The 1,528-nt window shown below is 70.4% G+C and carries 1 protein-coding gene; it reads right to left on the bottom strand.

Annotated features, from left to right (window positions below):
• Positions 1–408: 408 nt before the first annotated feature.
• A complete protein-coding gene (locus ACVCAH_RS37845) occupies positions 409–1,446 on the bottom strand; it encodes an IS110 family transposase (RefSeq protein WP_447141005.1) in 1,038 nt (345 codons plus the stop codon).
• Between the last annotated feature and the right edge of the window lie 82 nt (positions 1,447–1,528).

Below are 1,528 nucleotides of genomic sequence, written 5' to 3'. Positions count from 1 at the left end.
TCTGTCATCCATGAAGGAGCGGGGTCGGTCAAGACTGGGGTTTTGACCTGCTGACGTTGATTTTTCCGGTTCCGGCAATGGGTTTCGGGCAGGCGTGAGTGCGGTGCCGGGGTCAACGGCTGGGCCGTAGGCCCACCCCGCAGGGGCTTGGCCTTGACGCCGGCGCCGTGCGCGCCATGCTCGTGATGCCGGAAGGCGTTGTGGTGGTCGCGTCACCAGGGTTCCGAGCGATGCCGGAAGGGCAGGCCGAGGGTTCGGCTGCCGGTCATCCATTCGCCCCGCGTGGGGTTCGGGGGCATGGTGGTGTGCGACCGTGACCGGACGGGGTCAATCACGCAGCCGGCCACGCCGTCAGCCGACGGGGGCCAGACAGATCACGACCTCGCATCCGGTCACGTCCGAACCTGCTCACGCCGCCGGCCGGGCCGGGCGCAGGGCACGGATGTGCCCGTCGCGCAGGCCGTAGTAGACGAGGGTGAGCAGTTTGCGGGCCACCGCGACGGTGGCGATGTTGCGTCCGCGTCGTTCGGCGATGCGGGCGCGGGTGCAGGTCAGCCAGCCGGCCGAGTGAGGGATGCCATGGGCGGCCTCGACCGCGGCCCACCGCACCAGGGTGGAGCCCTGCTTGGTGATCCGTCCCCGATGCACGACGAGGTCGGACTCCCGGTGCCGCGGCGTGAGCCCGGCCCACGAGGTCAGCTGCGCCGGCCCGGGGAACCGGTCGACCTCACCGATCTCGGCGACGAACACCGCCCCCAGCACCGGTCCGACACCGGGGATGGCCTGGATCGCCGTATAACCGGCGTGGCCGGCGAGTCTGGCCCGGATCGGCCCCGCGACCGCGTCGATCTCGAAATCGACCGCGTCGACCAGCCGGCACAGCGACGACACCCGCCCCCGATACGCCCCATCCAAGGGCACCTGGGCGAGCAGTTCCCGCCCGCCGACACCGAACAGATCCGATACCGGGATGTGCACGCCCTGCTTGGCCAGCACCGCATGCACCGACGCCTTCAGCCCGCTGCGCCAGGCGACCAGCTTGGCCCGATACCGCACCAGCTCCCGCAACTCGCGCACCGCCGGCGGCGCCACATACGCCTCCGGCAACCTGCCCATCCGCAGCAGATCCGCCAGGTCCGCGGCGTCACGGACGTCGTTCTTCACCCGCCGGTAGGCGAACCCCTTCACCCCCAACGGATGGGCCAAACGCACCCGGGCACCCGCCGCGGCCAGCACATCCACCGCCCAGTACCAGCCATACGTGGCCTCCAGGACCACCTCCGAGTCGGGGCCGGCCTTGGCGATCTCCAACCCCAACGCGACCGGGTCATTGTCGATCCGCACCGTGTCGAGCTTCTCGCCCGCCTCGCTCATCCGCACGATCACCGACCTGCGCCGGTGCAGATCGATACCCACGATCTGCCGGCCGTCGTACGCTGCCTGCATGAGGGGCCTCCTTCGTCGTGAGACGTGAGCACCCCGAGCATCCCGCCCGGGACCCACGAGGAGCGAGACCCCGCTCCTTCAT

The sequence above is a fragment of the Micromonospora sp. LZ34 genome (assembly GCF_052981855.1).
This window is presented reverse-complemented; position numbering and strand designations above follow the sequence as displayed.

What these genes read in the sequence shown, in the direction of transcription:
- ACVCAH_RS37845 (WP_447141005.1), bottom strand. Translation starts at nt 1,446, where the DNA reads ATGCAGGCAGCGTACGACGGCCGGCAGATCGTGGGTATCGATCTGCAC.